Source organism: Streptosporangium sp. NBC_01755 (assembly GCF_035917995.1).
GTDB lineage: Bacteria > Actinomycetota > Actinomycetes > Streptosporangiales > Streptosporangiaceae > Streptosporangium.
Genome location: NZ_CP109131.1, coordinates 4782832 through 4795671, shown reverse-complemented (window position 1 = coordinate 4795671; position 12840 = coordinate 4782832). Strand labels below are relative to the sequence as shown.

Below are 12840 nucleotides of genomic sequence, written 5' to 3'. Positions count from 1 at the left end.
CAGTAAGGTGTTCGCACCTACGACGCGCCCGAATGCCATCCGGTTCCTCATGAAAGCCGCCTGGACGCCAGAATACTGATCAGATGCAGGATCATCTGCAGCACGGCGACCACCACGCAGGCCACCACGAGCACCCTCGTCGCGGCCAGACCCCCGTTGATCGCGTCCCAGATCGCCGCGACCACCACGAGAAGCGACAACTCGACCGCCTGCACGATCCGGTGGAACCTCAGTGCCGCGGCGGCCTTACGCGCCAGGCCCAGCCCGCGCGACTGGAAGTGCTCGGCCGAGGCCTCGGTCGCCGCGACCAGCCCTGAGCGGGCGCGGGCCACGTCGACCAGATCGGTCTCCGCCTTGATCAGGATGGCGCCGAGCGCGGCGGCGAAGCCCACCACCGTGTACCAGTCGGGCAGGATCTCCGACGCCCGGAACCCCAGCCCGATGAGCAGGGCGGCCTCGGCGAAGTAGTGGCCGACCCGGTCGAGGTAGACGCCGGTGATCGAGGTACGGCGAGTCCAGCGGGCCAGCTCGCCGTCGGAGCAGTCGAGCAGCAGGTAGAGCTGGACCAGCAGTGCCGCCAGCACGGCCGCCCAGAGGCCGGGCAGCGCGAGCACCACTCCGGCCAGCAACCCGGTGAGGATCATCAGCCAGGTGGTCTGGTTGGGCGTGATCGGCGTCTTGGCGAGGAACCAGGTGACGTAGATCGACAGCTTGCGCATGTAGAGCACGCCGGCCCAGTGCTCGCCGCTGTTGCGTTCCATGGTCGAGTGCGGCTGGGCCACCGCACGGAGCTCAGCGACCGACGGCCCGGACATAACCCTCCACCCGATCGCGAATCTCCGGCTCTGACAGGCGCAGGTGCTCAAGGATCGTGTAACGGCCGGGGCGGGTCGACGGCGCCAGCATGACCGCCTCGGCGAACTGGGCCGCGGTCAGCCCCACGTCGGTGGGGCTGACCGGCAGCTCGTGCCCACGCAGGCAGTCGACGACCTGGTCGAGCCTCCGCGAGTCCTCGCGGAGGAAGAAACAGAACGCGGCACCTATCCCGGCGAGCTCGCCGTGGTTGGAGGTGCCGGGAAAAAGCTGATCCACGGCATGCAGGATCTCATGGTCTCCGCCACTCGAAGGACGGGAAGACCCGGCGACCACCATCGCCATGCCCGACAGGATGAGCGCCTCGGCCAGCACGGTCAGGAACGCGTCGGCCTCGATCGAGTCGGACCTGCCGATCACCGCCTCCGCCGCGGTGCGGGCCATCGCGCAGGCCAGGCCGTCGATCGGCTCCCCGCGCTCACTCGCGCCGAGCTGCCAGTCCTCGATCGCCGACAGGTTGCTGACCACGTCGCCGACCCCCGAGCGGACCAGCGAGGCAGGCGCGTCGTGGACGAAATCGAGATCCACCATGATGGCCAGCGGCATGGGCACACCGAAGGAGCCCTTGCCGCCGTCGTGCGTCAGCGAGGCCACCGGCGAGCAGATCCCGTCGTGCGACAGGTTGGTGGCCACCGCCACCATCGGGATCCCGGCCAGCGACGCGGCGTACTTGGTCACGTCGATGGTCTTGCCACCGCCGATGCCCACGACCGCCTCGTACGCGCCCTTGCGCAGGTCCGCGCCGAGCGAGATCGCCTCGTCCACCGAGCCGTCGGGGACCCGGAAGAACCTGGCCTCGTCGAGCGAGGGAGCGATCACCGAGGTGATCCTGTCTCCCTGGCCCGGCCCCACCGCCACCGCCACCCGCCCGGAGGTCGCCACCCGGCTGTCGGCCAGCAACGATCCGAGCTGGGCGATCGCGCCCCGCCGCACCTCCATGGACAGGGGTGCCGGGAGCATCCTGGCTAGTATCGGCACGCGATCTCCCGCGCCTTGGCGAGGTCGTCGTGGTTGTCTACCTCAACCCACGGGACGTCGCCGATCGGGGCGACCGCGATCTTCTCGCCTCGGGCGACGAGTTCCTGGTAGCCGTCCTCGTAGTAGAGCTGCGGGTCGCGCTCGAAGGTGGCCTGGAGGGCGTCGGCGAGGCGCCCACCGATGCCGGGACGGATGAGCGTGGCGCCGATGTACTCACCGGCGGCCTCGGCAGGGTCCATCAACTTGGTGATCAGCCGCAGGTGGCGGTCACCGTCGAGGGTGACCTTCATCTCCTCGTCGGCGAGCTTCTTGACGTCGTCGACCGCGAGCAGGATGTCGCTGGTCGCGGGCGCGGCCAGCAGCGTCTCCTCCACCGAGACGGGGTGCACCGTGTCGCCGTTGACCAGGATCACGCCCTGGTCGAAGTAGTCGCGCGCGCACCACAGGGAGTAGGCGTTGTTCCACTCCTCGGCCTTGTCGTTGTGCACGAGGGTGAGCTTCACGCCGTGCCGCCGTTCCAGCTCGGCCTTGCGCTCGTGTACGGCCTGCGCCTGGTAACCGACGATGACCACGACATCGCGGAGATCGGCCGCCGCGAGGTTACGCAGCGAGATGTCCATGATCGTGGTGTCGCCGTCGACCGGCACGAGCGCCTTGGGCAGCGTGTCCGTGTACGGCCGCAGACGCCGTCCGGCCCCGGCGGCCAGCACCATTCCCAGCAACGCGCACTCCTCATTCGGGTGAGAGCCTCCCGGCGGGCACTCCTAGGCCCCAAAGGTTAGTTGCCTTCAGGCCCTGATCGTGTAATCGAGGGTTTGCCGGGCGTTCTCAATCGTGTGCGCCGAGGTCGGCCGCGTCCACCCCGAGCCTCGGGGCCGCCAGCCAGCAGGTGATGCTCTCCCAGCCGAAGAGGCACCACAGGTACAGCGAGAGCAGCACGAACACCAGCGTGACCTGCCCGGCGAGGCCGCCGAGGGCGACCAGCAGCATCCTGCCGTCCCAGCCGAGGCCGGATGTGGCCAGCCAGGCCGGCGGGTAGACCCGCTGCCGGAGGCGGTAGACGACGTCGTAGTGGTGGAAGGCCATCGCGCCGAGCAGCACGAGGATCAGCCACGGCGGCACGTCGTGCGCGAAGCCCACCGAGGCCACGAAGCCGTACTCGGTGAGGCGCAGGATCGGCGGCACCAGCCAGTCGAGCCGGCCGTCGTGCGGGTGGGAGCTGCCCGGACCGGCGAGCAGCAGCGCCACCGCGGGGGCGAACACCGCCAGCCCGTCGGTGCCGGCCACGCCGACCAGCAGCAGCACTCCGGTCACGAACATCCCGACGATCGCGGGCGGCAGCGGCGGGAGTTGCCCGGCGACCAGCGCGCCCATGGCCCTCGATGGCACCCCGTCGTCCCGGTAGGCGACCACGGCGCTACGCGGCACCGGCGTCATATGCACAGAAACCATGATCACACCCGTTTTCCACTCGCCTCAAGAAAAGCCGCCCGGTCCCGCCCGCCCCGCGACAGGCCCCGCCCGCCTCACGGAGGGCCCTGCCGACCCGATGGCAGGAAGCACCGCCCCGCCGAGGTCTCCCGTCTCGTGGCGGGCAGCCCCGCCCTCCCGCCCTCCCGTGCGCCCGTGCGCCCGTGCGCCCGTCGTCTCCGGTCACCGGCTCAGCGACCTGCCCATCCGGCCGGCGAGGATGTAGGTCGCGGCGATCCCGCCCCAGACCAGCAGCGCGACGAAGGTCACCCTGGCGTTGAAGAGGGCGGCGGTCACCGCGATCAGGGCCATCCGTTCCCCGATGGGCAGCACGATGATCTTTTTGAACCAGCGGGTCGGGGACGCCTTCTCCATGGTCCGCGAGAGCCGCACGATCGCATTGCCCGCACCCGGCCCGCCGCCGTCCCCGGCCCCTTTCCCGGCACCCGGCTCAGCCCCGATATCCGGCTCAGCCCCGGCACCCGGCTCAGCCCCGGTATCCGGCTCAGCCCCGGTATCCGCGGCCTGCCCGGCCCCGGGCGCACGCATCACCTCGGCACCCGCGAACGCGGCCTGCCGTTCCGGCTCGTGGAGCGGCACCGGCCGCCTGGCGCCGGCGTCGGCCGGGTCGCTCAGCGAGCCCGGCGTCCTGGCCCAGGCCGCGCCCACCCGGCCGGCGTCGGCACGCGCCCCCGCGTACGAGAAATCGATCATGTGGCGGAGCAGCTGCAGGATCATCGCGGCCACCGCGAGCCCCCAGATGCCGTCGGGCCCGCCGCCGGTGGCGTCCAGCCCGGCCGCGTACCCGAAGGCGAGGCCCACGTAGACGGCGTACTCCTTGACCCGGTCGAAGGTGGCGTCCAGCCACGCCCCGAACGGCGAGAAGGCGCGGGTGTAGCGGGCGAGCTGGCCGTCGACGCAGTCGAGCACGAACGACAGGTAGAGCAGGACCGCCCCGGCGATCAGTGCCTGCCGGGTGCCCGCGGAGAACCAGACCGCGGCGAGCGCGGCCAGGCCGACGGACATCCCGGTGATCGCGTTCGGCGTCAGACCGAGCCTGGCGGCGAGCTTCACGAGGTGCCTGGACCAGGAGCTCACCCCGTACGTGGCGAAGAAGCCGTCGTTGGTCTTGACCGCGCCGTCCAGCCTGGCCTCGGCCTCGTCGACCTCCGCCAGCCTCGGCACCGCCGAGTCGACGTCCGCCTGCTCGGCCATCCGGTCGCCGTGGAGCCGGCCGAGCCCGGCCGCGTGCACCGGGACACCGGAGCGGACCAGGCCGACCAGGAGCAGCTGCGGGGCCTCGCCGCCGTCCATCGGGCCGAAGCCGCCCGCCTCGGCGAGCTCGGCGAGCGTCTCGGCGGTCTCGGCGAGGCGGGCCAGGTCGGACACGCCCACCTGGAGCGCGCCCCTGAAGGTGCCGCACGCCTCGCCCACCTCGTGAAAGGAGGTGCCCGCGGCCACCACGAACCTGCCGTCGATCCTGATCGGCGGGCGTGACGGCCCCGGCGCGTCCCTGCCGTCGTCGCTCACCAGCGCGCGGGTGTCACGGGCCGGATGCTCCACGAGCATGGCCAGCGCCTCGGTGTGCGCCACCAGGTCGCCGGCGACCAGCAGCACGGGGCCGATGGACGAGCGAGCCACCTTCGCGACCCGGCGCAGGTCGTCGGCGAGCCCCCGCGACCCCTCGGCCCCGATCATGTGGGTGCCGCCGGGCGCGTGGATGATGTCGCTGGAGCGGGCCACCACGTGCACCTCCCGCACCGGGAGTGTGGCAAGCTGACCGGTCAGCCTGTCGAGGAGTGTTCCGCCGGGACAGCGCAGGGCGGACGCCTCGGTGGTGGCGAGCACGACCGCGGCCGTCTGGGAGGTGGCGTGAGAGTCAGGCAATCCGGGCTCCTTCGTATCCGACGGGATCACCGTACGAATCGGGGAGTGCGCACTCAGGGTAGCTAGATCTTGACGGGATAGCACGGGAGCACGCCGGACGATCGGGTACGCACCCATTACGCTCGCCATATCCGAACTGTCAAAGGAATCTGATCTTGGCCGAACGTGAACCGCGTCTTCGAACCGTCGGAGTGGTCCTGGCAGGCGGCGTCGGCCGGCGCGTCGGCCTCGGCACCCCCAAGCAGCTGCTGGAGGTGGCGGGCCGGACGATCCTGGAACACACCCTCGCCCTGTTCGAGGGGGCGCCGGAGATCGACGAGGTCATCGTGCTGATGGCGCCCGGCTTCACCGGGGAGGTGGAGCGGATCGTCGAGGCGGGCGGCTTCGCGAAGGTCACCCGGATCCTGGAGGGCGGCCAGAGCCGCCCGGAGACCACCTGGCGGGCGCTGCGGGCCCTTGGGTCGCAGGAGTGCGACGTGCTGCTGCACGACGCCGTACGCCCGCTGGCGGATCGGAGGATCATCGCCGACTGCGTCGAGGCGCTGAGGACCTGCTCGGCCGTCGAGGTGGCGATCCCGAGCTCCGACACGATCGTGGTCATCTCGCGGGATCCGGATGGGGAGATCGTCCGCGACGTCCCCGACCGTTCCACCCTGCGCCGTGTCCAGACCCCGCAGTGCTTCCGGCTCTCGGTGATCCGCGAGGCGTACGAGCGGGCCTTCGCCGACCCCGGCTTCGGTGACCGGCCGCCCACCGACGACTGCGGCGTGGTGCTGCGCTACCTGCCCGAGGTACCGATCCACGTGGTGCCGGGCAGCGAGCGGAACATGAAGGTCACCCACCCGGTGGATCTCCTCATCGCCGACACGCTCCTGCGGCTCGCCGCGAGCGAGGTTCCCTCCGTCTCGGCCCCCGCCCTGCGCGAGGCGATGGCGGGCAGGACCGTGGTGGTCTTCGGCGCGGGCGGCAGCGCCGGCGCGGAGGTGGCGGAGCTGGCCGGACGGTACGGCGCCCGCGTGTTCTCCTTCCCCGGATCGTCCGATCTCTCCGGGCCACTCGAAGAGGTACGTGTCGAGGACCCCGGCGCCGTGGCCGACGCGCTCGCCCGCGCCGCCAAGGAGACGGGCGGGATCGACTACGTGGTCAACGCCGCGGGCGCCCCGTACCCGGGCAGGCTCGACGCGGTGGACGACACCGCGATCGCCGAGAGCGTGAACGTGCACCACCTGGGCCCGGTCAACGTCGCCAGGGCCGCCCTTCCCCATCTCCGCGCGACCGGGGGCCGCCTGCTGTTCCACGCCCCCTCCCGTACCGAGAGCACTGAGGGTACTGAGAGCACTGAGGGCGCCGAGGGCGCCGAGGGCTACGTGGGTGACAGCCTGAGCTCCGCCGCGGGTGCCGCCGTGGCCGGTCTGACCCGGTCGCTGGCGAGGGAATGGGCCTCCTGCGGGGTACGGGTCAACTGCGTCGTTCCCGAACGGGGCGACGCCCCGCACACCGTGGCCCGTACCTCGCTGGACGTGCTCGCCTCCGATGTCACCGGTCAGGTGGTCGACGCCCGCCCCTGACGGGTGCCCGCCTCGGTGAACCTGACGGGTGCCCGCCTCGGTGAAAGGTGAAAGGGTCAGCCCGGCTTGCCGAGCCTTCTCGGGCTGGTCAGGAAACCCCAGCCCCACGACATGTGCATGGTGACGTAGACCAGCGGCAGTCTCACCAGCGCCGGGACGGGCAGGCCGATGCCGGTGACCGCGGAGCCGGCCAGGATCGCCGCCAGGTAGCCGCCGGGGATCAGCAGACCCGGCCAGAGGAAGGGGGAGATCACCAGGCCGGCGAGGATGGCCAGCACCGCCAGCGGCGGCGCCAGGTAGCGCAGGTTGATCGTGCCCTCATGGGTGCGGGCGACCACCCTGCGCCAGCGGCCGTAGTGGAAGTACTGCTTGGCGAGGGCCTTGATGTCGGGCCTTGGCCGGTAGGAGACGCGCATCCGGGGCTGGAACCAGACCAGGCCGCCCGTCTCTCGGATGCGGTGGTTCATCTCCCAGTCCTGGGCCCGCTGGAAGTGCTCGTCGTAGCCGCCGACCCGCTCCAGCGCCTCCCGGCGGAACACGCCGAGGTAGACCGTGTCGGCCGGGCCCGCGGTGCCGCCGGTGTGGAACCTGGCGCCGCCGACACCGATCTTGGAGGTCATCGCGCGGGCCACGGCCTGCTCGAACGGCGTGACGCCCTCGGCGGCCATGATGCCGCCCACGTTGTCGGCGCCGGTCTCCTCAAGGGTCTCGACCGCGACCCGGAGGTAGTCGTCGGGGAGCATCGCGTGCCCGTCCACCCTGGCGATGATCCTGTTGCTCGACGCGGCGATGGCGGCGTTGAGCGCGTTGGGAGTGCGGCCCGTCGGGTTGGGAACCACGATCACGCGGGGGTCGTCGGCGGCGATCGCGTCGGCGACCTCCTGGGTCCGGTCGTGGGAGGGGCCGATCGCGAGCACGACCTCGATCGGTCCTTCGTACCACTGCGACAGCACCTGACGCACCGCCTCCCGCAGATGGCGCTCCTCGTTCAGCACCGGGATGACGACGGAGATCGGAGGCCAGACGCGTGTCTCGGAAGACGACGCCGGCGCGGGCGAGTCGGGGAACTGCTTCATGGCGTCGCTCACGCTACTGTACTAACGGGTACCTCATCGACCCAGCAGGAGCCTAGGGGGCCATGCATGCGTGACCCGCATGAGGATTCGGGTGTGCAGGTGGGCGGCGACGCCTACGGCAGCATCCGATTGAACCCGAGACGTGACCGCAGGTCAGCCAGGGGTGCCCGCACCAGGCGACGCGGCCTCGTCATCGCGGGCACACTCTCGTGCCTGGTCCTGGGCAGCTCCGGAGTGACGTGGGCGCTGACGAACTACGCGACGACGAAGATCAAGTCGGTCGACGCGGGGTTGCAGGGGTCGCGGCCGAGCACCGGCGCGATGAACATCCTGGTGGTCGGCGTCGACAGGCGCGACGACCTCACCCGCAAGCAGCAGAACCAGCTCAAGCTGGGCCGCGAGAGCGGTGAGCGCACCGACACCATGATGGTGATGCACCTGTCGGAGGACCATCGCAGGGTCACCGTGGTCAGCCTCCCCCGCGACACCTGGACGACGATCCCCGGCAAGGGCCAGCACAAGATCAACGCGGCCTACCAGCTCGGCGGACCCAAGCTCGCGACACGCACGGTGCAGGCGGCCACCGGCCTGACCCTCCACCACTACGTCGAGGTCAACGTGCTCGGCTTCATCAACGTGGTCGACGCGCTCGGCGGCATCTCGGTCTGCACGCCGGTCCCGATCAACGACCCGAAGACCGCGCTCAACCTGGAGCCGGGCACCTACTCCTTCGACGGCGTCAAGGCCCTCGCCTATGCCCGCACCCGTGCCACCGCCCGCTCCGACCTCGACCGTATCGACCGCCAGCAGCAGGTGATCTCCGCACTGCTGAACCAGGCGCTCAGCGGCGACACGCTCACCAACCCGGTCAGGCTGGCCTCGTTCGTCGACACCGCCCTCGACACGGTCCGGGTGGACGACGCGCTCCGCAAGGACCTGCTCGGCCTGGCCGACCAGCTCAAGAACGTCTCCACGGACGACGTGACCTTCGCCACGGTCCCGCTCGCGGACGTCGACCACCGGACGCCGACCGGCGAGTCCGCCGTGCTCTGGGACTCCGAGGCGGCCAAGGAGCTGTTCCGCCGGATCGCCGCCGACGAGACGCTCGTCAAGCCTTCCAAACCCGTCAAGTCCACGCCCACCCCGAGCGCCTCGGCCTCCCCCTCGGCTCCCGCGCTGACCGTGCCGCCCGCGCGGATCTCCCTCAGGGTTCTCAACGGCACCACGATCAAGGGGCTGGGCGCGCAGACCAGGACCGAGCTGCAGCGGGTCGGATTCCTGGTGCCCGAGACGGCCGGCAACACCCCGCAGAAGGGCTTCGAAAAGACGGTCGTCCGGTACGGCCCGGGCCGCGAGGACTCGGCGCGCACCGTCGCCGCCGCGCTACCCGGCGCGGAGTCGCGCCGGGTGGAGAACCTCGGTGACACGATCGAGGTGGTCGTCGGCCTGAAACACGCGCCGGCGAAGAAGGTCACCGTGAAGGGGACGGCCACGCCGTCGACTCCGACCGCCTCCCCCTCTGCGACTCCGACGGCGAGGACGGCCACGGAGAACATCTGCAAAAAGTGATTTATGCGCATGACAATCTTCGGTCAGGGCAGTCAGTGGCGCACGGAGGTGATGACCGTGATCTCAACATTCGACGTTCAGGCGTGGCGCAGCGGTCCCTGCGCGGTTGTGCGGGCGACAGGCGAGCTTGACCTGGCCGTCGCTCCCCGGCTGCGCGCGGAGATCGACCGGCACTTCGAGGTGCGCGGCAGCCTGCGCGAGGCGCTCGACACCCTGACTCCGAGCCACTCGCCGAACTGAATCTTCCCAGCTCAGAGCGGCTTTCAGTGCCGACCCGCACCCCCTTTCCCGCCCCTCGGACCGAGGGCGGACAGGCGCCACCCGCAAACTGTTTCCTTGAATAGCTGGCACATATACGGGTAGGCATCTACACTTCGCTTCGAAGCTATACGATCACGGAAAGCGATGGTTCGCACCGTTGAGGAGTATCGTGGCTTCAGATCGTCCATCCTTCTTCGCGCCAGGTAAGGCGCGACCGGGGAGACGAGCTGGGGCCGGACGTCAGAGTGACGCTCTCCGGCCGGATACGTACATTCACGTGAGCCTGCAGGGAAGTGGGCGATGAACGCACTTCAACTCACGAGCGAACACGCGAGCGGCTTCGTGGTCATCACGGTGGCCGGTGAGCTCGATCTGGCCACCAGGCCGGAACTGTCCGACTGCGCACAGGAAGCCGTCGACGCCTGCCCCGGCACGGTCATCATCGACCTCTCCGGGGTCACCTTCATCGACGCCTGCGGCCTGAGCGCGCTGATCGGTATCAAACGGTACGCACGCGAACACGACACACCGCTACTCCTGGCCGGAGCTCCCCCCGTGGTCCTCAAGCTTCTGAAGCTCACCAACCTTGAGGCCTCCTTCACGGTGATCTCTCGCTCGGAGACGATGGGTCCCCCGCCGGGCTGCCCCCAGTCCGCACCACACGTCCGGACGGTCATCCCCCTCGCCGACCGGTAGGAACCCCCGCACGTCGACGGAGGCGGCCACTCCGGCCGCCTCGCGCCCCCTCAGCCGCCGTACCGGCCACGCGAGGGCGATCGCCCCCGTCCGCTCTCCTTAAGCGTGGAGACCCCCGGCCCGAGCACGGCGGCGCACTCGTTGTCGGCGCTCCCCTCGGCTGGTGCGGTCGGCGACACTCTTAGCAACTCATGTTGACCAATCGAGAATTAGTCAACTAGGGTTGCTTGCATGTCCGACGTTGAGAGTCCCGCTTCCCGGGAGCCCGCTGACGCGCTGGCGGCCGTGGCGGCGTTGAGACGCCTGGCCGACCAGATAGAGGACGCCGCCGTCGAGCAGGCGATGCGAGCGGGCTGGAGTTGGCCGCAGGTCGCCGAGGCGCTCGGCGTGACACGCCAGGCGGTCCACAAGAAACACGCCAAGCGGCTCATCACCGCGGGCGTGACGCTGAGGAGGCGCTGACGATGGCCGCCATCGACGAGTACATCAACACCATCATCGAGCGGGGAGGGCGCGCCGCGCACCACGACAGATCGGCGACGATCGAGGCACACCATCTCCTGCTGGCGATCGCCGCCGAGCGGGAGACCACCACACATCAGGTTCTGGCCTCGGCCGGGCTCGACCGTCGGGCGATCCGCGAGGCGCTGGATCGCGAGTTCGAGCACAGCCTGAACGGGGCCGGGGTGTCTCTGGCCACCTTTGACCTCCCTCGGCCGAGCGACATCGGCAAGCCTTCGACGCACTTGGGGGCATCGGCCAAACTCGCGCTCGAACGAGGCTTCTCCTCCGTCGGCTGCAAGAAGGATCTACGGCCGGCGCATCTGCTGCTCGGAATCCTGCAGGCGCAGGTCGGCACCGTGCCGCGCTCGCTCGCCCTGGCCGGTGTCGACCGGGAGGAACTGAAGGCGCGCCTCCTGCGGACACTCACCCACGAGGGCGAGTAACGAGCGGGCGCGGCTTAGGCCGTACCTCCCTCTGCACGGTTCGCGTCACTCGAAAGGAAACACCCTCATGCGTACCCGGGTGATCGGCCTCCCGCCGAATCGCCGCGCCCTCCGCACGCCGCCACGTTCACCGGTCGAGGTTCGCTGCCAGGGCGACAGCGCCGCCGTACCTCAGTCCTGGAGATCGCCGAGCCAGCGCAGGGCGCTCAGTCCGGGCATGAAGCAGTACTCGCCGCCGCGCGTGACGACGAACCGCGGAAGCTCCGGCAGGCGCCGCCGTACCGGCCTCCGGGGAATGATGAAGTCACCGGAGCCGTCATTGGCCCCGATGACGGGATCCCTCGCCTTGCCCGCGCCGAAGAAGACGCCGTCGTTCATCCATTCGGACTGGACGAACTCGAACTGCCGCCCGAGGTGCGCGCCGACGAACGCGAACATCAGCCCCCGATCGGCCCCGTCGTCCACCAGGACTCCCTCGGGCAGCGGCGGGCCGTACGCGGTGCCACGTCTGATCATGCGGTGCAGCCTCGGTGCTCCGGCCACCGACGCGTCGCGGGGATTGCCCCGGCGGACGTGGCAGCCGCCGGGAGTCGTGAAACCCGCCGGATCGTCCCGCGCGTACAGGAAGTCGTTGTTGCGGTGTCGGTCGGCGCCAAGGTCGGGGTCGTCGTGCAGCGGGCTGAGTGCCAGCGGCGCGCCGCTGCGCCAGCGTCCCATGATCTTCGCCGCCAGCAGCTCCTCATCCTCGGGGCAGGTGGAGTTGTCCTTCAGATACTGCCGGAACAGGGCGACACGCTGGTGAAGCTTGCGAAAGACCACATAGGTGCCGTTGCGTCCCAGCACCTCGGGCTCCGTGGTCTGGAGGCCGCCGATCTCATCACGGTAACCGAGCACGAACTCACCGGCCTTGAGCGGCACTTCCAGCTTGTTCGACCCGGCAATGCCACTGCCCTCGACCGCAGGGTGACTGATGCCGTCGCGATAGCCGAAGGGTTCGGTCTCGGTAGGCAGCGCGTGGCAATTCTGCCGCCAGATCGCCGTCACACCGGGGAGGCCGTCGTATACCGGGCGGGCGCGATCGATGGCGGCCTCCAGCTGCACGCTGTCAGGCGCGAGCGCCACCAGCACCACGTGGACATCGGGCGTGCCAAGCGGTGCCTCCCAGTTCTCGGGGCTGCTCTCGTCGATGTCGCCCAGCACTTTCGCCCGTGCGGCCATCCCCTGCCGGAACTCCCAGGCGAACGTGTCCAGCGATTCCTGTGGCACGCCCAGCGCCTTGAGGCCGTGATAAGTGACCGCGACGCTCACCCAGGTCTCGCCCAGGGGACTCATCGAATCCGCGGCCGAGGTCACCACCGCGCTCGCGCGCCGCATCAGCTCCCGCCCGTGCACGCGGTCGTCGATGCGGAACAGGACGTAGGTGGCCGCGTACGGGGTCGGCCGAGGGCTGAGAACCCCGCGTTGGATATCGTCGAGTTCAAGCGCGACATGCTGCGTTTGTTCGGCCACGAGAAC

The 12840-nt window shown here is 70.1% G+C and carries 13 protein-coding genes; 6 read left to right on the top strand and 7 right to left on the bottom strand.

Going from position 1 to position 12840, the window contains the following annotated elements; all coding sequences use genetic code 11:
- Positions 1 to 47: 47 nt before the first annotated feature.
- From OG884_RS23055 to OG884_RS23035, 5 genes are all read right to left on the bottom strand, one after another.
- A complete protein-coding gene (locus OG884_RS23055; RefSeq protein WP_326636033.1) occupies positions 48 to 815 on the bottom strand; it encodes a CDP-alcohol phosphatidyltransferase family protein in 768 nt (255 codons plus the stop codon).
- Positions 793 to 1833, bottom strand: a complete 1041-nt coding sequence (locus OG884_RS23050; RefSeq protein WP_326636031.1) for an iron-containing alcohol dehydrogenase family protein — start codon at positions 1831 to 1833, stop codon at positions 793 to 795. The genes OG884_RS23055 and OG884_RS23050 overlap by 23 nt, the downstream gene beginning before the upstream one ends.
- A gap of 5 nt (positions 1834 to 1838) precedes the next feature.
- Positions 1839 to 2573 (bottom strand): phosphocholine cytidylyltransferase family protein, encoded by a 735-nt coding sequence (locus tag OG884_RS23045; RefSeq protein ID WP_326636030.1) that lies wholly within the window; start codon positions 2571 to 2573, stop codon positions 1839 to 1841.
- Between the two features lie 106 nt (positions 2574 to 2679).
- Entirely contained in the window at positions 2680 to 3303 is a 624-nt protein-coding gene (locus OG884_RS23040) for a DUF5941 domain-containing protein (protein WP_326636029.1), read from the bottom strand.
- A 201-nt stretch (positions 3304 to 3504) separates the two neighbouring features.
- Positions 3505 to 5208, bottom strand: a complete 1704-nt coding sequence (locus OG884_RS23035; RefSeq protein WP_326636027.1) for a CDP-alcohol phosphatidyltransferase family protein — start codon at positions 5206 to 5208, stop codon at positions 3505 to 3507.
- Between the two features lie 155 nt (positions 5209 to 5363).
- Here OG884_RS23035 and OG884_RS23030 point away from each other — a divergent pair, with 155 nt between their 5' ends.
- Positions 5364 to 6776, top strand: a complete 1413-nt coding sequence (locus OG884_RS23030; RefSeq protein ID WP_326636025.1) for a bifunctional cytidylyltransferase/SDR family oxidoreductase — start codon at positions 5364 to 5366, stop codon at positions 6774 to 6776.
- 56 nt (positions 6777 to 6832) lie between these two features.
- On the opposite strand, the gene OG884_RS23025 is transcribed toward OG884_RS23030, so the two are convergent.
- Positions 6833 to 7852: a glycosyltransferase family 2 protein gene (locus OG884_RS23025; RefSeq protein ID WP_326646971.1), complete on the bottom strand. Its 1020-nt coding sequence runs from the start codon at positions 7850 to 7852 to the stop codon at positions 6833 to 6835.
- Positions 7853 to 7918: 66 nt separating this feature from the next.
- On the opposite strand from OG884_RS23025, the gene OG884_RS23020 reads away from it, so the two are divergent.
- The 5 genes from OG884_RS23020 (at position 7919) to OG884_RS23000 (ending at position 11325) form a co-directional block, all read left to right on the top strand.
- Entirely contained in the window at positions 7919 to 9421 is a 1503-nt protein-coding gene (locus OG884_RS23020) for an LCP family protein (protein ID WP_326636023.1), read from the top strand.
- 9 nt (positions 9422 to 9430) lie between these two features.
- On the top strand, positions 9431 to 9661 hold the full coding sequence (locus OG884_RS23015; protein ID WP_326636022.1) for a hypothetical protein: 231 nt from the start codon (positions 9431 to 9433) through the stop codon (positions 9659 to 9661).
- A 321-nt stretch (positions 9662 to 9982) separates the two neighbouring features.
- Positions 9983 to 10378, top strand: coding sequence for an STAS domain-containing protein (locus OG884_RS23010; RefSeq protein WP_326636021.1), 396 nt, complete (start codon positions 9983 to 9985; stop codon positions 10376 to 10378).
- Between the two features lie 231 nt (positions 10379 to 10609).
- The gene (locus OG884_RS23005; RefSeq protein WP_326636020.1) at positions 10610 to 10840 is read left to right on the top strand and encodes a hypothetical protein; all 231 of its coding nucleotides are present in this window, start codon (positions 10610 to 10612) and stop codon (positions 10838 to 10840) included.
- A gap of 2 nt (positions 10841 to 10842) precedes the next feature.
- Entirely contained in the window at positions 10843 to 11325 is a 483-nt protein-coding gene (locus tag OG884_RS23000) for a Clp protease N-terminal domain-containing protein (protein ID WP_326636019.1), read from the top strand.
- Positions 11326 to 11496: 171 nt separating this feature from the next.
- On the opposite strand, the gene OG884_RS22995 is transcribed toward OG884_RS23000, so the two are convergent.
- Positions 11497 to 12834: a Dyp-type peroxidase gene (locus OG884_RS22995; protein WP_326636018.1), complete on the bottom strand. Its 1338-nt coding sequence runs from the start codon at positions 12832 to 12834 to the stop codon at positions 11497 to 11499.
- Positions 12835 to 12840: the final 6 nt, after the last annotated feature.